We start from the raw sequence: 23,153 nt of genomic DNA on the forward strand, positions 1-23,153 counted from the left end.
AGAGAATCGACCACATATTCTTCCACGCCTTTGCCACTTTCTTTGGCTTTGGCAGCGATGGTCAGTGGATTGCGGTTTAATTGCGGCGCTGAAGGCAACCAGCCTGCGCGCTCTGCTTGAATGTTGTAATCAAGCATATGCTCAGGGAAGAACTTTTTATCGACGAGAGGCGAGAGGATTTCATGGGCAGAAATAGTCTCATGACGCCACTGTGAGCTGTGATTGTAGAAGAAGCTCGTGCCATTCATATGACGCGGCGGACGATGCCAATCAAGTGCAAAGGCCAATGGCAACCAACCCGTTTGAGGGCGCAGTTTTTCTTGACCAACATAATGCGCCCAGCCGCCGCCAGATTTGCCGATACAGCCGCACAGCATCAGCATGTTAATCACGCCGCGATAGTTCATGTCTAGGTGATACCAGTGGTTCATACCCGCGCCGATGATAATCATCGATTTACCATGAGTCTTATGGGCGTTTTCAGCGAATTCACGCGCGACTTGGATGACGCGCTCACGGCTCAAACCAGTGATGACTTCTTGCCAAGCAGGCGTGCCCGGTACGGTGGCATCGTTATAGTCATCGGTGACATGCTCGCCGCCAACGCCATTATCCACGCCCAAGTTGGCAACGGTTAGATCAAAGACGGTCGCAACGATAGCGGTGCTGCCATCGGCAAGGGTAATGGTTTTACAAGGAACGGTTTTTTGCTGTATTGCTTCACCCGGTACGGAGGTGAAATGTGGGTGATCCACATGACCAAAGTAATCAAAGCCGACTTTGCAGGTCTCATTACTGTCTTTTAAAGTCAATGTTAGGTCAATTTCTGCGCCTGTCGTACCATTTTTTTGCTCAAGGTTCCATTTGCCTTTTTCGCCCCAACGATAGCCAATCGAGCCAAGTGGAGAGACCAATTCGCCATCACTATTTAGACCGATGGTTTTCCATTCAGGATTGTTTTCTTGACCTAAATTAGCGATTAAGTCAGAAGCGCGTAGATAGCGACCCGCATGGCGTGCGCCTTCTTCACCTTCTAGCATCACAAGTACTGGTAAATCGGTATAGCGTTTGGCGTAATCTAAGAAATAGTCACTTGGCTGCTTAAGATAAAACTCTTTGATAATGACATGACAGAATGCTTGCGCAACAGCCGCATCAGTACCTTGTTTTGGGTTTAGCCATAAGTCAGTTAACTTAGAAACCTCAGCATAATCAGGGGTGATAGAAACGGTCTTAGTGCCTTTATAACGGACTTCAGTAAAGAAATGCGCGTCTGGTGTACGCGTTTGTGGAACGTTTGAACCCCAGGCAATAATATAATCAGAGTTGTACCAATCGGCTGATTCTGGCACGTCAGTTTGCTCACCCCAAACCATTGGCGACGCTGGTGGCAGGTCACAATACCAGTCATAGAAGGACAAGCAGACACCGCCGATAAGTGATAAATAGCGACTCCCAGCGGCGTAACTGACCATCGACATCGCAGGAATCGGAGAGAAGCCAACGATACGGTCAGGACCAAAGGTTTTGGCGGTATAGACATTACTGGCGGCGATGATTTCATTAACTTCCGCCCACGTTGAGCGAATAAAACCGCCCAAACCGCGCTTGGATTTATACTGTTCTGCTTTGATAGGGTCTTGGACAATGCTGCCCCACGCATCGACTGGATCAGGATACTGCGCTTTGGCTTCACGCCATAATTTGAGAAGCGGCTTACGTACTTTAGGGTATTTCACACGGTTCGCTGAATACATGTACCAGCTGTAGCTTGCGCCACGAGGACAGCCACGCGGTTCGTGGTTTGGTAAGTCTGGACGGGTTTCAGGATAGTCAGTTTGCTGCGTCTCCCATGTGACCAAGCCGTTTTTTACGTAAATTTTCCATGAGCAAGAACCGGTACAGTTGACCCCATGCGTTGAACGCACGACTTTGTCATACTGCCAACGGCTACGATACACATTTTCCCAGTCACGAGACTCATCGCGCGTCTCACCATGCCCATCGGAGAATTCGCCCTTTTTACGTTTAAAAAAACGGAATTGGTCGAGTAAATGGCTCATTTCGCTATCCTCTGTATTATTGCCTATGGGGTATCTAAAGCTGAATGGCGTGGTAAAAACAACCCATTGCCCAAGCTGTAAATGTTTTTCGATGGTATTATTTTAAGTAAGCCATCGCCCTCTTACTATCCGCTAACATGAGCAGAGCACTACCACCTTAGTAGTAGCGGTAAATGATAAAATTTCCTTAAAAAATCGTTAAGTATTTATGAGTCGGGCTTATTTATAAGCAAAATATGGATTGGTAAAAATAAAAAAAGTGCTACTTACGCTGGCAAGTAGCACTATAAAGAGAGATGTTTTTAATTTAAAAATCTGTTTTTAGAGGATGATTTATACAAGGCTGCTTTAGCAAGGAATCTCAGCATTAGGGCGACTGTAATACCACCATGTCAACACAATACAGAGAACATAAAAGACAATTAAAGCGATAAAAGTACCATCAACACCCAGTCCTGAACCAAACATTTTTGGGACAAAGAATGCGCCATAGGCCGCTATCGCTGAGGTAAAGCCAACCACTGCTGCTGATTCTTTACGTATCTCGACAAACAATTCCTCTGTACCTGCTTTTTGAGGTTCAAGGCGTTCATGAAAGGTTCTGAAGATAACGGGAATCATGGTAAAGGTAGAGCCGTTACCGATACCCGTGGTGATAAACAGCACCATAAAGGAGATGAAGTATCCGACAAAGCTGCCCTCATGAGTCTCGCTAGGGAGGAAATACATCACCGCCACTACCGCCAATACCATCACGATATAGTTCCAAAAAGTCACTTTTGCGCCGCTGGTTTTGTCAGATATCCAGCCACCTAAAGGGCGAAATAGCGCACCAACTAAAGGACCTAAGAAGGCAAACTTAAGCGCATCAATGGCGGGAAATGAGTTTTTAATCAGCATCGGAAACGCGGCTGAAAAACCAATGAACGAGCCAAAGGTTGCCATATAAAGGATACACATGATCCAGTTATGTTTGCGTTTAAAGATAACGGATTGGTCTTTAAAGGAAGCTTTAGCAGTGGCAATATCGTTCATGCCAAACCATGCCAGTGCTGAAAATAGCAGAATAAAGGGTACCCAAATAAAGCCTGCATTTTGTAGATAGAACAGCTGACCGCTTGCAGAGACTTGTGGGTCGCCGCCTAAGCTACCAAAGGCTGCTACCAATATGATCATCGGTACAACGAACTGCATCACCGACACGCCAAGGTTACCCAAACCCGCGTTTAGCCCAAGAGCAGTGCCCTGTTCTGCTTTTGGAAAGAAGAACGAGATATTGGACATGGAGGAGGCAAAGTTACCACCACCGAAGCCACAAAGTAGGGCAATGATGGCAAATATCATAAATGGCGTATCAGGGTTCTGAACCGCATAGCCCATCCATAATGCTGGGATTAACAGGGATAAGGTAGATATCGCTGTCCAACGTCGCCCACCAAAGATAGGCACCATAAAAGAATAAAAAATTCGCAGCGTTGCCCCTGATAGTCCGGGCAGCGCGGCGAGCCAAAACAACTGCCCATCATCAAAATCAAAACCAATCTCTGGCAGACGGACGATGACGGCACTCCATACCATCCATACTGCAAACGCCAATAGCAACGATGGAATGGATATCCATAAATTTCTACGAGCGACTTTTTTGCCGCCTCCTTCCCAAAATTCTTCTACTTCAGGTCGCCAGTCAGTGATGAGCTTACCACCTTTGAAGTTGTAATTATTGCCCATGTTATTCCTCACTTAGTATCAGCTATGCCTAGTTATATTCAGTATTTTTGATCATCAAATGGCTGTCTAAACTTACAATAAACCGTAGCGCTTGCTCCTGTTAATATTGAAAGCAAAGAGCCGCCGTACAGGCTTATGAGCGCTATGAATCACTTGCTCTATCAAAAAATGATAACTCACGGTACTGTGTTATCCCGATGAAGAGTATTCATACATAGTGGTATACTGATGACTAAAAGGGGTATATTGCGGGCAGGTTTATTACTAAGGTTTTGCTTGTCGATGGACTGCTAATGGCGCTGTAGTATTTTTTATGCTGTATGTTTTTTGCTTTTGCGACGTTCAATTTTAAGATCTCAAATCCTTTGTGCAGAAAGTGTTTGATGGGAGCGCTATTAATCATGTCTAATCTACGACGGCAGTCTTTGTTCCTTCATACTTGGATTGCTATTACGATCATTGCTACTTTGTTTTTGATGTCAGCGATAGGCAGCGGTGCGCTCGCTTGGGTCGCAAAGTCGGTCGCTAGCTGAAAGCTAATACGATACGCATGGCAACGTATCGTATTAGCTTTCAGCTAGCGACCGACTTTGCGGATAACCATCCCTTTAGCTCAAGCCTAAATATCAAACAAGATGGCTTAGATAGTGACAATGCGCCGCAGGTAGAAAAGCAAGACAGACTGGATTTCTCCAATAAAAGCGAGTCTGAAAAAATAGACATACTGGTTGAAGACATGGAGAGTCGTCTCAACAAATTACAAGCGTATCAACTGACCAGTGCCAACAGAGATAAGGCGATCAGTGAGCAATGGAGCCAGATAAAATCACAATGGTTTCGTGATTTAAAACCAGCATTGTTGGCACAAGACAAGCAAGGCTTTTATAGTGATTCAACCAAATATATTGACGATGTTAATCGTTTTGTTGGTGCGTTACAGGATAGAAATGAGCAGCGTCAGACATGGCAGCAAAACCTGCAAATACTATCACTGATACTGAGCATGATTATTATGCTGATAGGCGTACGGAGATTACAGAACTCAGTGCTAACGCCTATTCAACAACTCATTAAAGCCAATCGGGCGTTTAAAGAAGGTAAATATGATACGAGAGTGTCTATCAGCGGTTATAGAGAATTTGAAGCGCTTGGCAATTCTTTTAACGGTATGGCCAGTACCATTGAGAGGTATCAGCGTTCACTTGAAAGTGAGGTACAGACAAAGACTCAGCATCTGGTAAAAGCCAACCAAGCCTTATCATTATTTTATGATTTCTCAAAGCAGTTGACCAGTAGCCCTGTGAGCTTACATCGGCTTGATGAATTGATTACTGGCTTTGGGTGTATATTCCCATATTTAGATTTTACGCTGTGTATCCAAAGCAATATTCTAACCAATAAAAACTCTATAGCCCTGCACGATGATAGGATGAAGGAGCTATGTACCAAACTCACTTGTGATAGCTGCTCTATTAAAGAAGACGTTTATACCAAAACGTTTCCGATTATTCATCAAGATATAGAGTTTGGTGAGCTAAAGGTCAGACCGAAATCTGTCTTAATGACCAATAAAGCTTACGCAGAAGATAAGAAAAAAAGCGAGGAAGATTCAACACGTATCAAGGTAGTAGAGGTGGATAGTAGTTATTTAATTGCTAAAAACAATGAATTGATTGTTGTGCTGACCAATCTCGTCAGCACCGCCTTATCCTTACGCAGACAAAGGCAGCAAGACCATCAGCTTATTCTACTTGAAGAGCGCTCGACCATTGCTAGGGAGTTGCATGACTCTTTAGCACAGTCATTGTCTTATCTAAAAATACAAGTCAGCGTGCTCGAAAAACATCTGCAACTGTCTACTGATAAAGACAGTGGGCTGGTGGTATTTGATGAACAAAGTCAAATCAAGGTTGGGCAGCATATCAGTCAAATAAAAATGGGTCTGAACTCTGCTTATCATGAGTTGCGAGACTTATTGACGACTTTTCGCTTGACGATTGATAGCGGCAATTTTGATGAAGCTCTATATGAGGCGGCTGATGAGTTTGCTGTAAAAGGGCAGTTTGACATAAAGGTCAACAATCAAATCCTATCCTTGAATCTAACGGCAACCGAACAAGTGCATCTCATTCAAATTATAAGGGAGGCGCTGTCGAATATCAGTCGCCATGCCCATGCTAACAGCGTCACTATCGATTTGGTTTATGATGATGAAAGTAATTATGTAGCGATGATGGTCAATGATGACGGCGTTGGCATATCAGGGACTGTCAATCAGACCCAGCATCATGGTCTAATGATTATGAAAGAGCGTGCCTATAAATTAGGCGGTGATTTGATCATCTCTAATAATGTACCCGCAGGTACCAGCGTCATCGTCAGGTTTGTACCCAGTTTCTTTACGGATTATATGGCTGAGCAAAACTAAATGAATTGGCTTAGTAAACGCTCTTAACCACTGCATTGTATTTTTTGTAGCATTTTTTAATTTGTGAGTATTTTATGACTACTAAAGTTTATACGTCTGCTTCTCCTGCTCGGCTATTATTGGTCGATGACCATCCTATGCTGCGCCGCGGTGTCGCAGAACTGCTCAGTCTCGAAAGTGATGTAACGGTCGTTGGTGAGGCGAATAACGGACAAGAAGCGTTGGATTTTTTGGCAAACAATCCAGTTGATCTGGTCATTCTAGATCATAAAATGCCAGTGTTGACTGGTATCGAGACCTTAAGAGAAATCAAAGCCAGAAATATTGATGTGGCTACCTTGCTATTTACAGTTTCTGATAGCGGAGAAGACGTACAAGAAGCATTGAAATTAGGGGTGGACGGATATTTGTTAAAAGACATGGAGCCTGAGTTAATCATCGTCGATATTAGAAAAGTGTTGCGCGGTGAGCTGGTTATCAGTCCCAATTTGGCCTCAATATTGGCACAAACATTACGTACACCAAGCATTGAAGATATCGCTGGTAATCTCACTACTAGAGAGTTGCAAGTGATTCAAATGATTGCTGAAGGCTTAAGTAATAAAATGATCGCCAACAAACTGGATATCGCAGAATCCACAGTAAAAGTGCATGTTAAGCATATTTTGAACAAAACTGGACTACGCACACGGGTAGAGGCAGCGGTATGGACCGTGAATCATTTATCAAAGTAGTCGTTTGTCAAAATGGTTATTTATCGAAGTGGTTGTTTTTTGAAAATATTACTTTTTAAAATCGCTACTTTTTGAAAGTGCTACTTTTATAAAAAATCATAGGCCATCTCAATAACCCCTGTTACATGTCTAGATAGTTCTCTATATCAGTCAAAAAGCCACCCAGCAGTGATGCTGGGTGGCTTTTTTATTTTATAAGGTAATCAAATTAGCCTTCTTCAGCGGCAATTTGACGATCGACCGAGGACATCTTGTATTCGTCACCAAAGGCATCTTCAGGCTCTTTTAACCAGAAGAAACAAAGTACCCAAGCGATAAATGCACCTATCGCAATGATAAAAAAGAACTGATTTGGTTCGACCAAGGTAAATATAAATAGGTAGAACACAGCGCCCACGTTGCCATAAGCACCCGCCATACCAGAAATTTGACCCGTTAAGCGCCGCTTAATTGAGGGGATAATACCAAAAGTTGCACCTTCTGCCCCTTGCACAAAGACTGAGCATAGAATCGTAAAGACGACCGCGATAAACAATGGCCACTCTGCATTCAGCAATCCCATCAATCCAAAGCCGATGCCGATACCGAACATGTATACCAACATCACCAAGCGACGATTGCCAACCTTGTCAGAGATATAGCCGCCAAGTGGTCGCGCCCATAAGTTAACAAAAGCAAAGGTCGATGCGACTAAGCCTGCGACGGTAGGGTCGAGTTTCCACGTTGCGGCAAAGAACATCGGTAGCATAGAGACGACCGCCAGCTCTGCGCCAAAGTTAGCAAAGTAGGTGACATTTAGGGCGGCAACAGAGGTAAAGGGGTATTTATCATCCTCAGGGATACCCGCTTTGAGCATGGGTACATTGACACTGATGGCTTTGTAAATTTGATAAATAACCACCACAGCGATGAGAGTATAAAACCCCCAAGCGCCTGTTTCGCTCAGGAATCCCATGTTTTTGGTACGATAAACCAATACACCTAATACGCCATATAAAGGAATAATAAATAGGCAATATAATAATAGATCCCTCCAACTCGATACCTCTAAAGCACCCGCCTTACGTGCTTTTTTATGGGTATCTTGTGTAGGACCATCGGTGATTAAAAACCAGTAGGCTACCCCGTAAGCGGCCATCAGTAAGCCAGATAATGCAATTGCCCAGCGCCAACCATCATCACCACCAAAGAACTGTAGCGCAACCGTTGGAATGGTAATCGCTGCGGCAGCTGAACCAAAATTACCCCAGCCGGCATAAAATCCTTCGGCAAAGCCAATGTCTTTTGGCTTAAACCAAAGGGCGGTCATGTGAATGCCAACGACGAACCCTGCGCCCACGATAGACATAAATAGGCGAGCGACGAACAGCTGCATCGCGGAATTACCAAACGCGAAGAACCATGTCGGTATCGCCATGACGACCATCAGTATGGAAAACACGCGACGCGGACCGAAGCGATCCAATGCCATGCCGACTACCACTCGCCCTGGAATGGTCAAAGCAACGTTGGCAATGAGAAATAATTTGATGTGTTCAGAAGTTAAGTAGCTTTCGGCCTCTAGCATAGAAGTGGCTAGTGGCGCCATATTGAACCAGACGTAAAAGGTCAGAAAAAAAGCAATCCACGTATAGTGAAGCGCTCTTATATCACGGCGTTCAACCTCAAGTAGCTCTTTTGCATGCATGACAAGTATTCTCCACCGTCGAACTGGATAGTTTAGATGGAGTTAATGTAGCAATAAGTAAGCTCGCTAACCATTAGGCGAAAGCAGTATGAATGTCATTTCACATACTACTTAATGGGGATTAAAAAGTGGCTTTAATATCCTATATATTGATGGTTAACTAAGATGATATGAGGATAGCAATACATTTAAAAATATGATGCGCTATAGTAATAATAACCATTACTGTGCGTGCTTTTCTTGTTTATTAATAGAATTTTATTCACAAGTACGCTGTTAATAAAAAGGATTGGGATACACCCATCAAATTAGCCAAGGAGTTACCATGAGTGATACTGTCGCCTCAAACCCCGTCATACCCAGCCATTGGAAAATAAAGCGTTCGACCCACTTTTTTACTAAAGATAAAGTCCCAAAAGCCTTGCTGACTCATCACAATACAGCAGAGGGCGTATACGGCCAAATTTGTGTCATGCAAGGCACGGTTACCTTTTACGGCTTTGCTGATGAAGCCGCCACTGAACCTGAAAAAACAATTGTTATTAAAGCAGGGCAGTTCGCGGTCAGTCCGCCTCAATATTGGCACCGCGTAGAATTAAGTGATGATGCCCAATTCAATATTAATTTTTGGACAGAAGCGGATACTGGTAATAAGTCGCTGTTCAATAGCTCAAAGATACACAGCAAGCCTATCGAAAAGTTATTTGATCAGTCGGATGAATCATAAGGGCTATATATATGAATCAGCTATTAAAAACATCCTATTCATAAGCAAAAAAATAAGGCCACGAATGGCCTTATTGTATTAAGAGTTTTGATAGTAAGGATAGTTATTATAGCCAATTTCGGTGCCACCATACATCGTGGTAGGATCTGCCTCGTTGAGTGGCCAATGATTGGCGATGCGCTCAGGTAAATCGGGATTAGCAATAAAGGGACGACCAAAAGCAAATAAGTCGCCATAACCTTTAGCTAGCATATGAACCGATTTTTCCGTCGTGTATTTACCCGCATAGATAATACGTCCTGAAAACTCCGCTCTGACCGCTTGATAAAAAGTCTCTGGTAAATCAGGGGCATTGTCCCAGTCAGCTTCTGCAATAGATAAATAAGCGATACCCGCTTGTTCAAGTACTTTAATCGCTTCCATATACGTATGATGTGGATCTGATTCCACTAGCCCTAAATACACGCGAGTTTCATCTGTGCTAGCAAACAGCGGTGCAAAACGTACGCCTAAGCGATCAGCGCCAACCACCTCACTGACGGCAGCCACGATTTCTTTTAAGAAACGCAAGCGATTGGTCAATGAACCGCCATATTGATCATCACGTGTGTTGCTATGCTCAGAGATGAACTGATTCACCAAATAGCCATTGGCACAATGCAGCTCGACGCCATCAAAACCTGCCTCCAATGCATTGCGCGCGGCTGCCGCATACATAGCGACCAGTTCACTAACTTCATCAGTACTGAGTGCGCGTGGCTCACTAGGATCGGCTAACGCGCCTGCACCTGGTGCTGTTTCGATAAATACTTTTACATTGTCAGCAGTGATAGCTGATGGTGCAATTGGCTGAGCGCCTTGTGGTTGTAAGCTGGTATGAGACACGCGACCCACATGCCAAAGCTGAGCGAAAATGATACCACCTGCTGCGTGTACCGATTCAGTGACCTTTTTCCAGCCTTCGATTTGGGCATGCGAATGTATGCCTGGCGTCCACGCATAACCTTGACCCCTTGGCTCAATTTGCGTGCCTTCAGTGACCATAAAACCTGCAGAGGCGCGCTGTGTATAGTAGCTTGCCATTAATTCATTAGGAATATTGTCCGGTTGCGTGCTGCGAGAGCGTGTCAACGGTGGCATGACAATACGGTTTTTTAACGTATATGGTCCAAGTGTGACAGATGCAAATAATGGGCTGGTATCGATATTAGATGGTTCCATAAAACTCTCTTTTAAAACAAATAGATTGGGTTATTGTTTAAACCATTGAGCTTGTTTTGATGCTTTATTACTGCGTAAGTAAGGTTGGCAAGCATAGAGTTTTATGGATACAATCGGAAACAGGATTTTGTTGTTTAAGATACAATTATAAATGGTATATATTATGAATGGAATTAACCGACTTGATATCAAGCAGTTGCGAGTGCTACATGCGTTGCTTGATCTAAAAAATCTCTCACAAGTCGCGCGCAAAATGGGGCTGACACAGCAGGCAATCAGCGAACAATTACGTAAGCTGCGTGATTTGTTTGATGATCGTTTGTTTATTCGTCAAGGCAATAGCATGGTGGCAACTCCCAAAGCGCTATCGATGCAGCAACCCATTAGTCGTATATTAGAGCAGTTAGAAGCACTGTTAGAGCCAGATATGTTTTCGCCGCAGACTTATAAAGGCGTATTTACGATTAGCGCGACCGACTATGCGACGCAGGCATTATTACCGCAGTTGTTTCATATAACACGCCGCGACGCGCCTGATTTGAAGTTAATCGTACGTGATTTTGCCTCAGACAATATCAATCAGCTTATTGCGGCAGGCGAGCTTGATCTGCTGATTACTTTCCCAGAATTTATCCCTGATAACTTGGCTTATGTGACGCTGCTTGAAGAACAACATTTCTGCATTACTGGTTGCGATAATAGTTTTACAACAGAGCCGCTGTCACTGGCGCAAATTGCTGCACACTCGCAGCTGGTGGTGTCACCTTCACGCGCTAACTTACGTGGTTCTCATGATCAGTGGTTTGCAGAAAAAGGTCTTAAACGAAACATTGTTATGTCCGTTCCTAGCTTTTCTGCAGTGCCAGATATCCTCTATACAACCGATATGATTGCATTTTATCCCTCGCGTTTATTGCCAAACAGTCGGGTTAAAGAGCTCAAAGTGGAAGCCCTGCCACCCACATTTAAGGTGATAGCAGCATGGCATCCACGTACCAGTCACAGTGGTATACACCGTTGGCTGATTGAGCAGTTACAGCAGTTATCCAAGTCTGACTAGAGCATGTCCTCATTTCTATCTTCGTTTTTAAAATGAGGGCAGGCCCTAGAGCGTTATCGTTTTTATTTTTCGTCATTAGTTGTACTAAAGCCATTTTCATCAAAGCTGCTTTTATCAAAACTAACATTACTGATGCCAGACCTACTTATGCCAAAGCCCTTTGATTGCTTCCCATTGCTGAGTAAATATTGAGTCATTGCCGTTGGTGGATTGATTGGCTTTTGGCAGTATGTGCTCGTAATAAGTACCCTTAAGAAGCTTAGTTAATAGACCTTCGCCGATGAAACCTTTACCATCGTTGAGTGTATTCGCGGCTTTTAGTAATTGACGGATATCGTATTGTAATGGGTTAATATCGGGGACTTGTTTTTGCACGTTTAGTAGCTCATAAACTGCGACACGAGCAGTACGAACAGAGCTCTCCATGGTAAATACCACATCATTATGTGTCTCGACGAACTGACCGACTAGACCCATATTGACACAACCATCAGGGACTATCTCAGGACGATCGCCTTTAGCACGAGGCATAAACATCGAGGTGATGTAGGGCATATAAGCCGTTCTGACGATGGTATTGGCCATGATATTCTCTATATCATCGAGGATACCAAGGTGATGACAGAGTTCGCTCAAGATCTCTTTGCCTGTACATTCTGGGATGGGTTTTTTGACATAATTGCCTTCTTTATCCATAAACAAGGCATATAGCCATACGACTAGCGTGTCTTTTGGCTGATCAGGGAAATGCGGTTGACGGTTACAAGTAAAGCTCATCAACCAGTTTGAATCCGTAATCGTAATGATGCCACCGGTCACTGTTTTACCCGTATAAGGATCGTTGACAGACAGCGTTTTGAGCTTATCAATAAAGGCAGACGGCTGGCAGGTCAACGTCGCCGACATCCAAGCAGATTTATCCACATGCTGATTAAATTTTTCTGGGTGACCAAAGACGGCAGATTGCTTAGCCAGATTATTCCATACTTTCCAACCAGACGATTGCCCCATACTGTCTTTTGTAAAGTCTAGCGTCGGCGCAGTATTATCATCACCATAGCGGGTATCTTCGGTCATGGAGCCAGTCGTCACGATGACGAAATCATTGCTGCCCATAGGAATGGTGGTTTGCTCACTCGCTTTCTCCGTAATGATGGCTTTGACCTTTTTGGTGCCTGTTACTTTATCAGCATGCTCAAACTCAATGTCTAAATCGGTAACGAGCGTGTCATACTGAAATTGCACACCTTTATCTTTTAAATAATTTTGTAGTGGCTTAACAAAGCTATCAAATTGATTATATCTTGGGAATACCAGTGCAGACATGTCGTTTAGACCGTCCAATGCGTGTAAAAATCGATGCGTATAAAGCTTAAACTCAAGTAAGCTATGCCAGTTTTCAAAAGCAAACATGGTTCGCCAAAACGTCCAGAAGTTGCTGCTCAAAAAGCTGTCATCGAAATACTCTTCAATAGTGATATCGTCTAGCTCTTCCTTGGGTTTTAATAGCAAACGAATTAAAGCGAGTTGGTTGGTTTTACTCAATCCCAGTTGACTGAAGTCTTTTATCTCACCTTGCTTATGGATCAGGCGTGCAATAGAGTAATTGGGATCGGTGTCATTTGCTATGCGATACTCATCCAAGGTGCTATAAGGCGCAGGCATTTCAAGAGCGGGGATATCTTGGAATAAATCCCAAAAGTTTTCGTAAGTGAAATCCATTTCACGACCGCCGCGCACCATATAACCCGTCTCAGGATTGCCGCTACCATCTAAGGAGCCACCTGCCACGTTAAGATGCTCTAAAATGGTAATGTTTTCAGCGGATACTTTGCCATCTCGGATGCAGTAATAAGCACTGGCCAAACCTGCAATACCGCCCCCAACGATATAAACCTTACTGTCCTGATAAGCATCATTGGGCATCCCAATATTGCGCTGATAATTACCAATTTGGTCAGGAAAGGGTAAGCGCTTGCCTGGTATGTTTGCTACACGGGTTTTACTGGCATCAGGCTGGTGGATAAATGTGTCGTGGTCTACCGGATTATTGATTTGAGTCTTTATAATTTTCATAGGTTCATCCTTATTGAGTAAGACTGATATAAAAGGTTATTTGACTATGGCGTATCCTCAATTCAATCGATTACTTTTTAAATGGGCTAAAAATGGCTAAATTTTGCCAAACATCGTCAAATAGCTTATCAATATCTCGATATTATTTGCGCTACTTTCCTTGTTTGACGGCAATTTATCTCATGTTTATCACCATTTTTAAAATGAGGACACGCCCTTAAATTAAGGGTTTATAGACAGACTATAGTATGTTTTTATTAAACAATAATGACATCGGTTGAAAGTAATATAAGTACTTATTTGCCAAATTATGCGTTATCCATTGGCTAATGGCTGGCTATTTATGATGGTTGCTAACCACAACAAATTCTATGCAATTACGTAGGCGCTGTTTCATACGCTCCAGCAACGGCACAACCTTGATAGCTTTTATTATCATAAGTCAACGTCACCGTAAATTCATTTTGATAGCCATTATCATCGGTACAAATCTGGCTATTTATATTCATGATAATAGGCTTGCCGCTAACGGTACTCACGTATTCCACACCTTCGGCATAGGTCGAACGAGAGACAACGATGGTCGTTGGTTTCAAGAAATCTGCTTCAATGCTGAGTTGGTTGCCATCAATTACTGTGCGCCAACTTTTTTCTGTATTACCAAAAGCGGTGAATGCTGATAACGGTTCTTCGGTGCTGGATGGCTCCATGCTTAGCTGTTCGTCAGCGTTCTCTTTTGTCGTATTGGTAATGACCGCTGTTGATTCTTTTGCCGTGGTTGGTTGATGACTACTACAAGCCATTAGTGAAAGACTGCTTGCTAAGCACAAAGTACTAAAAAACAAAGGACGCATCGCTTTTCCTTTAATATTTAAAAGAGAAAGACTTTGTGAGCGTCTTTCTTTAGGGTTAGTTGAATAGCTGTATGAGCGAGTGATATCAAGCTTTGAGTGTACAACAGACAAGCATTGCAATCAGTGATAAGTGACGGTGATCCGCGATATTATATAAAATACAAACACACCCTCTATATTAGTATTATTAATATAACATATGTATAAAATTTCACAGTATAGAACAAGATAAACTTGGCAGACTCTATAATCATAGAGATATTGATGACATCAATAGAAAAATTAGCGATTGACTTGAATATGAAGAAGCCACTTAAACAATAAGTGGCTTTTTTGTGCCTTGCAATGGCGGATAGTACAGCTATGCGCTTAATAAGGTGCATGATGTTATTGATGATAAAAAGAGAGCAGCGCTAAATGAGTACAAGGTTGTATTTACCAACGGCAAGCTAACAGTTGTTAATTAAAAGGTGCTGGTCGACAGATAAGAAAACAAAACTTTTGTCATCATACTGTCATGATGGCATCGTATCCTTGAGCCCACTATAAATGGTGGTTGCGTATCACTGATGTCTTTATTCATTAAGTGATGCATTGATGATGGTAGATGCATCAATATAAGGTTTATCTATGAGTGTTGCTGGTCGGCTTGGTAGTATTTCCACACGCATGCTGATTATTTTAGCATTGGCTTTTTTACTAATTATCCTGATGGTGTACTGGGTCATCGAAACCCAAGCTAAGCCTCGTATACTGGAGATGACTTCAGAGACAGTGGTTGAAACGGGTAACGAAGCCATTAATAGCATTATGGCGAATATCAGCCATGTCGACGGACTGGCAAAGGCAACCAGTGCGATGGCGGGCGGCTTGCCAAAAGAAGACAGCCTTTATAGAGAAACCTTTGGTAATCTCATGCAACAGACCGATCAACGGATTGTGGGCGGCGGCGTGTGGTTTGATCCAAATATGTACGCTCAAAACCGAGATCGCCAGTCGTTTGTGTGGGCGCGGGATGACGCAGGCAACATGCAGCCGTTAGAGCAGTATAATCAAGTGCGCCAAACGCCGAGTCCCTATTATAGAGAGTGGTGGTACATTCCTGCGATGTACGCACGCCATGACCACTGTGTCTGGAGCCGTGCATATGTTGATCCGCAAAGCAATCAGCCGATGATGACGTGTGCCAAGGCATTGTATGACAGTCGCAATCAGGCTTTTGATGGGGTAGTGAGTTTTAATCTGCTATTAGATAACCTCGATGACGCTATGAAAAATTGGCAAGATAAGCTGGGTGGTTATGTCTTTTTGGTAGACTTGGACAATCGATTTTTGACCTTTCCTGATCAATCTATGGTCACGCAAGCGACTGAAGATAATCCCCAAGGAGAAATGGTAACCGCGCATCAATTGGCCGAGAAACATCCTACCTTTGCCCCTATTGCGGACAGCCTAGATAGCATTAATCAAACACTCATCGATGAGGCTGTTACCAAAGATGAGAGTCGTTATACGCTCGCGGCACGTAGTATTCTAAGTACGACCAATCTGAATAAAATCAGCGAACAAGAATCCAAGTTGCTGTCAGCATTGCTGCTATTGAATATTGACCAAACGTTTAATCTGGTAGACAGTCACTTGATTGAGACCATCGCTGTGCCCAATGATTTTTTGCTGCAGCAGTCCGCCACCGCCTTTGTGTTTCGTATGCCATTTACCTATTGGAAGATGGTTATCGTCAAGCCCAATAATGACATGATGAGCGTGGCAAATGCATTGTCGAACCAGCTGATTCAAACCATGCTACTGGGTTTTATTCCTATCCTGTTGTTGACCGCGTGGGTGTTTCGCCGCTACTTTACGCGACCGCTAAAATACATGGCACTAGCAGTGGCTGATATGGGCGCATTAATTGAGCAAAAAAAATATCAACAATTAAGCGCCCTTAAACTGCCACACTCAAATGTCAGCGAGATTCAAATCATCAGCGAGCAGACCAACCAATTGATCGACCGCGTCGTCGAAAACGAAGGCGCACTTGCCGAAATCAATGTCCATCTAGAAAAACAAGTCGCCGCCCGTACGCAAGACTTGCAGCAAGCCATGGATGAGTTAAAAGCCTCACAAGTGCATCTGGTGCGTTCCGAAAAAATGGCGACATTAGGTCAAATGGTGGCAGGCGTGGCACATGAGGTCAACACGCCGCTGGGCTATGTGCGTAGTAATATGGAGCTGGTCGGTGATAATCTCGTGCGTTTTGATGAATTGCTACAGCATACCGATCAATTATTGCAGGCGTTAAAAGCGCCAACTATCAACCAAGAGCAAGTCAAGCAGCTGATAGAGCAAACTTTACAATGCTGTGAAGAGATTAAAGAAGATGAAGTCAGTGAAGATTTGGCAGATTTAATCAAAGATGGACTGTATGGCGTCGATCAAATTGCTGAACTGGTCGTCAGCTTGCGCGACTTTTCTCGACTAGACGAATCCAAAGTAAAAGATGTCGATATCAATGATTGCATCAATACCTCATTGATTATGGCTCGCAATAATTTAAAAACCTTAGACATCAATACCAATCTAGCCGAGCTGCCGCTCATTCAGTGTAATCCTTCACAAATTAACCAAGTATTACTAAACCTATTTAATAATGCCGCGCAAGCCATGCCGCCAGATCATAAAGGAACATTGCAAGTCAGCTCGTCTGTAGATGAGGCGCAGCAATATATCGTGGTACGCATTATAGACAATGGTGTCGGTATCGCAGAGCATATTTTAACGCATATCTTTGAGCCGTTTTTTACCACCAAAAAAGCAGGCGATGGCACAGGGTTAGGATTGGCTATTACGGCACAAATCATCGAACAACATGGTGGGCGCATTGAGGTTAGCTCAGTCGTTGGCGCGGGCACGACGTTTACCCTCATGCTACCGATACAGTCTATCGTTCATGAACATAAACCTTCGCAAGCCTTATTTGAAAGTTGAGAGACTTCCAACCATTTATTTAAAGAGAGCGTCATGCAAAAACCAAAAATCGCTTTTATCGATGATGAGCCGCGTATCTTGCGCAGCTTAAAAATGCATTTTCGCCAGTCACATGACGTATTTATTACTACCGATGCCACTGAGCTAATGGAATATGTCAGCACGAATGAAGTACAAGTGGTCATCAGCGACCAACGCATGCCAGATAAGCAAGGTACGGAAGTATTGAGTGACATCAAAGCAGCTTCACCAAATACTATTCGTATCTTGTTAACTGGTTATGCGGATCTAAATGCCGTGATGGATTCTGTGAATGAGGGCGAAATTTATCGCTATATCACTAAGCCATGGCAAAATGATGAACTCAAAAAAATCGTTAATAAAGCCACAGAAATTGCTCAGCAAACGCAAGAAATCACACAAAACACTATGAAAAATGATGCAACTCAAAACCGTGTTAATAGTGGCACGGTTAGCAATCGCCATATATTGGTACTAGACGATGATGAGAGTGTCTATCAACAAATAAAAAGTCATTTTAAGAGCGCTTATACCGTGAGCTGGGCGAGTAACCTTGAACAGGCCGCAAAGTTATTACAAAAAAAACGCTTTGGTGTCACGATTACAGATTCGACGCTCAATAAAGAAAATATTACGCCCATCGTTTATGCCTTAAAAAATATCCAGCCAGATCTGATGGTGCTGATGTTGACTGAGTTCAAAGATGCCCATATGGTCATTGATTTAATTAATAAGGGTCAGGTATATCGCTGTCTACCACGTCCGACTAACTTCTCTATCATGAGTATCAGTCTTGATCGTGCTTTTGATCATCACGAAAGATTGGTGCAGCAGCCGATACTGGCAGCTCGTCATCATGTTGAAGAAGTACCGGAGTCAGAGGCTTTTAACTTTTCTGAAAGGTTGAAAGGTTTCTTTGCCAAATTCAGAGGTTGGCGCATTAGTAGATAAAAAAATAGGGCACGCTAAAAATGCCCTATCCATAGTTTAAAATATCATTGCCTCCTATGTACATGAGAGACGTTTTTATTGCTCGTGATTCATTTGCTCGTGATTCATTTGCTCGTGATTCATTTGCTCATGATTCATTTGCTCATGGTTCATTTGCTCATGGTTCATTTGCTCGTGATTCATTTGCTCGTGATTCATTTGCTCATGATTCATTTGCTCATGATTCATTTGCTCGTGATTCATTTGCTCGTGATTCATTTGCTCGTGATTCATTTGCCCGTGTCCACCATGCATATTGGCCATGACCATCGGTACCGCTATGACGGCTAAGCCAGATAGCATCATGATTGCGCCATTCACTTGCCTTAGGCGCAAACGCCCGATTTGATTGCGCATCCAGTTGACCGTTTCGTGCGTGGCGACGAGCATGGGTACGGTTCCTAGACCAAAGACAAACATTAACACAGCACCTGTGAGCGGGTCATGACCGACGACCGCAATAAGTAATGCGCCATAAACGAGACCACAGGGTAAAAATCCCCATAATAAACCTGCCGTCAATGCTCGAGGAAAAGTGTTTAAGGGGAAGACTTTCTGCCGCAGAGGTGATAAAGCTTGCCAAAAATGCATACCAAGACGTTCAAGCTTGTTTAAAAAAGGCAATCCTAGCATGGTTAATCCTACAAATACCAAGACCAACCCTAGTAGAATGCGAGGTGTGCTATTGCCAACCATCAGGGGGGTTAATACCGTGGTGCCAATCACTCCAGCAATTAAGCCCAATAGGGCATAACTGAGTAAGCGCCCCAAATGGTAAGTCGCAATGAGACCGCGTTTTTTTGCTGGACTGGTTTCTTTCATCGATAGTCCGAATGCGGTGACGATACCGCCACACATACCTAAGCAATGCGGCGAACCAAAAAATCCCATTAAGAGTGCTGCAATTAATAGTGCCATAGTCATGAAGGTGCTTCCTAAGATATAAGATAAATAAAATCTGTTGAAGGTTTAATCGTTATGTTAGTCAGTTAATGACCTATCTTAATGACACCTAAAACTTATAGTTGACACCCACATACAATGATCGGCCTGCGCCAGGAACGGCAGTGCCCCAGTTAGAACCGTTGCCTATTTCGCCATTCATTGACATGGTTTTGCCTTGACCCATGTATGCGCCCCCTAGAGGTAGGTCATAGTTTTTATCGAATACGTTATCGATACCAGCCTCAATCGCTACCTCTTTAAACTGATAGCCTGTACTGAGATTTAAGAGACCATAACCCGCCGTTTTAATTTCGTTGCGAGGGGTTGAGATATCATTTTTAGCCGCGACGCCCACCACTTCGATTTGGTTTGTCCAACCGTTATTTTCCCGATTCAGAGCAACACTGCCATTGAATGGCATGATGTTATATAAGTCTGAGCCGCTGTCTTTATTTTCCCCTTTGGTATAGCTTAAGGAGCCTACTATATTCCAGTACCCCCAAGCATTTGCTGCCAGCTCCCGATTGGCTGAGATATCTATGCCATATATCTCAGCATCTTGGTTGGTATAGCGCAGCACATTATATTGATTCGCTGTTTGAGTGCTAGCTGCTGTGTTTGCCATGGGGTTCCACTGTACGGCATCGACATAGTCGTCAATTTTTGAATAGTAAGGAGTGGCTTTAACGCCCCAGCTATCATCAGCACCGCGCCAGTCTAAGGTGGCAGATAGGGTGTTGGATTTTTCTGGGCGTAGATTAGGATCACCAAAATAGCCATTACCGTCACCAACGGTATTATTCATGATGGCCGCCATTTTCCAAGTGGACCAGGTATAGCGTTCATATAAGCTTGGCGTGCGCTCTTTGTGCGATAGACCTAATGCTAGATTTTTTTGTGAATCAATGTCGTAGCGTGCGAGTGCAGTAATATCAAAGTTGTTATCCGTGGTTCGGCGGTCACTGGCATTAAAGTTAGCGCTATCTCGCAGCTGATTGGTCATATTGTTTTGACCCTCGATTTGATAGCCATGTACTTCATCAGCACTGGTACGTACGTTTTCATAGCGAGCGCCAAGCTGGGTGCTCCAGTCAGGCGAGATGTCTTTTTCCCATTCGCCATAGATACCGATGCGCTGACGCTGACCATTGTTGATATTTTGAAAGTCGTTTGGCGACATCATACCGTCGCCAGATGCCGCCCACGTATCATCGAGCGTGTAGTCTTGATATTCAGCACCTATATTGAGCGTGCCTTGGTTGGTTAAATCAATAATACCTTTAAGATTGGCACCGATGGTCTCGCTACTGGTGTACATCGGCATACCTTTGGCATTACCATATAAGAACTGTTTGTCTTCCCCAAAGTTCATATAGTGATCGACATCTTCATGATAGGCCTGTGCTTCTAACTGTCCCCAATTTAACTCGCTTTTGTAGCGCAAATTAATGCGGTCAAGCTGATTGTCGAGCATGTCCATCCGCTGATTTGGATATAACTCTTTTGGGACGTTTTGCCACAAATAAGTGCCTTGTAGCAGATGATTGCCATTCTTATAAGCCACATCTACTGACTGGTTTTTGCTTTCATAGGCGGTTGAACCAACTTCGTCTTTCGCTAAGGTTTTACCAGCGTTTCCTGTCTCTGTATAAGATTTAAAATCACCACCAGCTTTATAATTATCCGCCTGCGCAAAGCTGCCTTTATAGGTGAGGCTAAGCTGATCGTTTGCTGCTGTGGTAGATACATTGGCACCATAAGCGTCACCATTGCTACGATAAAATGTGCCGATTTCACCTGAAGTTAGTATGTCGCTATCCGTTGAAAAGATAGGCTCTGCTGTTTCGACGACGATGGTACCGCCAATACTATTACCACCGACACTCACAGGCGTCACACCTGCATAAACGGTGGTCTTTTCTATAGCGCTTGGCGCAATATAAGACAAGGGTGAGTTCATACTGTTTGGACAAGAGGCGATTGAGTCAACGCCATCCACTAAGATACGCAGACGGTTGTCCGCCAAGCCTCTTATCACAGGCAAGTTTGAGATGCCACCGGCACTTTGGACATTCAGACCGGGTATTTTTGTCAGGATAGTGGCCGTATCACTGCTTGCCACTTGTTTACTGCTAATAAATTTTTGATTAAGGCTGGCTGCTGTTCCAAGTGCATTGGTACTAGAGCGCTTATCCGCTGCTGTCGCATAAACGACGATTTCTGGCAATTGAATATGTGGCTCATCATCCGTAGTAGGCATGTGCGCCTTTACGGTTGTGGAATCCGCATAAGCGCTACTGATATGCAATAAAGACAAGGCTAAAACACTTAGTTTTAAAATAGGTACAGCATTCATTGATGAAGATGACATCTTTTTTTCCTAGAAACTTGCAAAAATATTTTATGAAATCGGTTATTCAGTTTTTACCAAGAGGCAATGTCAGCCAAGGTAAGCTAAGCCACTTATGGACTTAGACTAGGCACTTACTGAATATTTTCCGATATAAATAGATAGCATTTTGAGCACAATATTATGAGCACAGTTTTGAGCGTAATGTTTTAGGTAAACGCATACAAGTGCCTCAATCAGAGCGTCAAATGAGCGCGTTGATTGAGAGCATTGTCACTAATGCTCTAGGGCGTGTCCTCAATTCAATTGATTACTTTCGAAATGGGCTAAAAATGGCTAAATTTTGCCAAGCATCATCAAATAGCTTATTAATATCTCGATATTATTTGCGCTACTTTTCTTGTTTGACGGCAATTTATCTCATGTTTATCACCATTTTTAAAATGAGGACACGCCCTAAAAATATTGGACTATAAATGTAGATAGTTATGTGGGTGTGACTGGAGGAGCGCGTGCGAGGGGTCGTAAAAAATTACTAGGAGAGTAGGTATGTGAGCGATACAAAAACGTAACTGAGACAGTAGACAGCTCAATCAAAGCCGAGTCAGTATGTGTAAAAGCGACTGGCAATAGTGCCGCAGACATGGCAGTGCAAAGGTCACAGCCAGTGTATTTTACGGCATCAGGGTTAGATTCAGAGCTTGCAACCTTATCTTTGCTATATAAGGCTTCCTGTGAAGGTGCTGCGTCAACCGTTATGACTGGCTTAACGGTCGCAGGCGATACTAAAGATAGGGATGCATTATGATGAAGTAAATGACGAGCGGCACTATCAATGGGTATGTTGTGATTTGTTTGCGCAATATCAGTCTGTATTTGCTCATACTGCTTAGCTGCCGATACAATCGGTGCAAGCTCTGCACAGATACCATGACCTAAGTGGGCATTATCATCCCACAGAGGTGTGAGCAACAGCGTGATGTGCATGATCCAAGCAAAACATGCGACCAACATGCCGAACCACATCGTTACCGGTGATGAATATCGTAAAACAAGCTTACGGCGCTTAGTAGACATGATAGGGTCATCGTATTACCAGCATGCTGATGATGCATAGGTAACATTTATAAGTAAGGAGGTGTGCTAACTTAAAACGTCAGTTTAAAGCATTTTAGAAAGAATACTTAACAAAATAGACATTATCATTAACAATGCCATTCTAAGACAAGGGGTATGCTCTTTACAAGTCTTGTATAGAGATATATCGGGCATTCTAGAGAA

At 43.4% G+C, this 23,153-nt stretch carries 16 protein-coding genes; 7 read left to right on the forward strand and 9 right to left on the reverse strand.

Features of this window, described 5'->3' with window-relative positions:
- Both B2575_RS02260 and B2575_RS02265 read right to left on the reverse strand, forming a co-directional pair.
- The coding region (locus tag B2575_RS02260) for a nitrate reductase subunit alpha (RefSeq protein WP_296240032.1) at window positions 1-2,063 on the reverse strand (2,063 nt) is incomplete at its 3' end.
- 348 nt (window positions 2,064-2,411) lie between these two features.
- Complete coding sequence (locus tag B2575_RS02265) at window positions 2,412-3,791, reverse strand: NarK family nitrate/nitrite MFS transporter (RefSeq protein WP_238049217.1); 1,380 nt, start codon at window positions 3,789-3,791, stop codon at window positions 2,412-2,414.
- Window positions 3,792-4,192: 401 nt separating this feature from the next.
- Between B2575_RS02265 and B2575_RS02270 the strand changes: the two genes are divergently transcribed.
- The 3 genes from B2575_RS02270 (at window position 4,193) to narL (ending at window position 6,953) form a co-directional block, all read left to right on the forward strand.
- A complete protein-coding gene (locus B2575_RS02270; protein WP_296240013.1) occupies window positions 4,193-4,324 on the forward strand; it encodes a hypothetical protein in 132 nt (43 codons plus the stop codon).
- Between the two features lie 17 nt (window positions 4,325-4,341).
- Window positions 4,342-6,219 (forward strand): histidine kinase, encoded by a 1,878-nt coding sequence (locus tag B2575_RS02275; RefSeq protein ID WP_296240014.1) that lies wholly within the window; start codon window positions 4,342-4,344, stop codon window positions 6,217-6,219.
- Window positions 6,220-6,293: 74 nt separating this feature from the next.
- The gene (gene narL / locus B2575_RS02280; RefSeq protein WP_045447151.1) at window positions 6,294-6,953 is read left to right on the forward strand and encodes a two-component system response regulator NarL; all 660 of its coding nucleotides are present in this window, start codon (window positions 6,294-6,296) and stop codon (window positions 6,951-6,953) included.
- 208 nt (window positions 6,954-7,161) lie between these two features.
- Here narL and B2575_RS02285 read toward each other — a convergent pair whose 3' ends face one another.
- Window positions 7,162-8,640: an MFS transporter gene (locus B2575_RS02285; RefSeq protein WP_060491594.1), complete on the reverse strand. Its 1,479-nt coding sequence runs from the start codon at window positions 8,638-8,640 to the stop codon at window positions 7,162-7,164.
- A gap of 325 nt (window positions 8,641-8,965) precedes the next feature.
- On the opposite strand from B2575_RS02285, the gene B2575_RS02290 reads away from it, so the two are divergent.
- Window positions 8,966-9,367, forward strand: a complete 402-nt coding sequence (locus B2575_RS02290; protein ID WP_193008691.1) for a DUF1971 domain-containing protein — start codon at window positions 8,966-8,968, stop codon at window positions 9,365-9,367.
- A 78-nt stretch (window positions 9,368-9,445) separates the two neighbouring features.
- Here B2575_RS02290 and B2575_RS02295 read toward each other — a convergent pair whose 3' ends face one another.
- Window positions 9,446-10,573 carry an alkene reductase gene (locus tag B2575_RS02295; protein WP_296240033.1) on the reverse strand — a complete coding sequence of 376 codons (1,128 nt, stop codon included), beginning with the start codon at window positions 10,571-10,573 and terminating at the stop codon, window positions 9,446-9,448.
- A gap of 178 nt (window positions 10,574-10,751) precedes the next feature.
- On the opposite strand from B2575_RS02295, the gene B2575_RS02300 reads away from it, so the two are divergent.
- Window positions 10,752-11,648, forward strand: a complete 897-nt coding sequence (locus B2575_RS02300) for a LysR family transcriptional regulator (protein ID WP_193008689.1) — start codon at window positions 10,752-10,754, stop codon at window positions 11,646-11,648.
- 141 nt (window positions 11,649-11,789) lie between these two features.
- On the opposite strand, the gene B2575_RS02305 is transcribed toward B2575_RS02300, so the two are convergent.
- Window positions 11,790-13,724 (reverse strand): oleate hydratase, encoded by a 1,935-nt coding sequence (locus B2575_RS02305; RefSeq protein WP_238035405.1) that lies wholly within the window; start codon window positions 13,722-13,724, stop codon window positions 11,790-11,792.
- Window positions 13,725-14,101: 377 nt separating this feature from the next.
- Complete coding sequence (locus tag B2575_RS02310; protein WP_238035406.1) at window positions 14,102-14,578, reverse strand: hypothetical protein; 477 nt, start codon at window positions 14,576-14,578, stop codon at window positions 14,102-14,104.
- Window positions 14,579-15,208: 630 nt separating this feature from the next.
- Here B2575_RS02310 and B2575_RS02315 point away from each other — a divergent pair.
- A complete protein-coding gene (locus B2575_RS02315; protein WP_296240015.1) occupies window positions 15,209-17,566 on the forward strand; it encodes a PAS domain-containing sensor histidine kinase in 2,358 nt (785 codons plus the stop codon).
- Window positions 17,567-17,599: 33 nt separating this feature from the next.
- Complete coding sequence (locus B2575_RS02320; protein ID WP_296240016.1) at window positions 17,600-18,538, forward strand: response regulator; 939 nt, start codon at window positions 17,600-17,602, stop codon at window positions 18,536-18,538.
- Window positions 18,539-18,613: 75 nt separating this feature from the next.
- Here the strand turns inward: B2575_RS02320 and B2575_RS02325 are convergent, their stop codons facing one another.
- The 3 genes from B2575_RS02325 to B2575_RS02335 all read right to left on the reverse strand — a co-directional run bounded on the left by B2575_RS02325 (window position 18,614) and on the right by B2575_RS02335 (window position 22,949).
- A complete protein-coding gene (locus tag B2575_RS02325) occupies window positions 18,614-19,501 on the reverse strand; it encodes a sulfite exporter TauE/SafE family protein (RefSeq protein ID WP_296240017.1) in 888 nt (295 codons plus the stop codon).
- A gap of 88 nt (window positions 19,502-19,589) precedes the next feature.
- Entirely contained in the window at window positions 19,590-21,893 is a 2,304-nt protein-coding gene (locus B2575_RS02330; RefSeq protein WP_296240018.1) for a TonB-dependent receptor, read from the reverse strand.
- Between the two features lie 465 nt (window positions 21,894-22,358).
- Window positions 22,359-22,949 (reverse strand): hypothetical protein, encoded by a 591-nt coding sequence (locus tag B2575_RS02335; RefSeq protein WP_296240019.1) that lies wholly within the window; start codon window positions 22,947-22,949, stop codon window positions 22,359-22,361.
- Window positions 22,950-23,153 lie beyond the last annotated feature (204 nt).

The organism is Psychrobacter sp. UBA6739, from assembly GCF_002453835.1.
In the GTDB taxonomy this organism is placed as follows: domain Bacteria; phylum Pseudomonadota; class Gammaproteobacteria; order Pseudomonadales; family Moraxellaceae; genus Psychrobacter; species Psychrobacter immobilis_A.